We start from the raw sequence: 254 nt of genomic DNA, 5'->3' as shown, positions 1-254 counted from the left end.
GATGAACTGTTCCGGCGCCTGCCCAAGGCGCTACCGGGGCGGATTCTCGACGCGGCAAAAACCACCGGGGTGACCTTCACCGTCTCCAGCCCGGCGGAACACGCGGCGCTGCAAAACAACCTCACGGAACTGCTCAGTGAGCGCGACTACCTGAAAACCCTGACCCGCGAACGCAACCAGATCACCCACAACAAAAATCGCCAGGGGCACAGGACAGCACGGGCGTTGGAATTGCAGGGTGAGATCGTTCGGGT

The 254-nt window shown here is 61.8% G+C and carries 1 protein-coding gene; it reads left to right on the top strand.

The genetic code is table 11. From position 1 onward, the window contains the following. The coding region (locus Q7W83_RS29065) for a hypothetical protein (RefSeq protein ID WP_473658411.1) at positions 1-254 on the top strand (254 nt) is incomplete at both ends.

The sequence above is a fragment of the Pseudomonas sp. 300 genome (assembly GCF_055803035.1).
The sequence above is the reverse complement of the archived record's forward strand: the minus strand, read 5'-3'. Positions and strand labels throughout refer to the sequence as shown.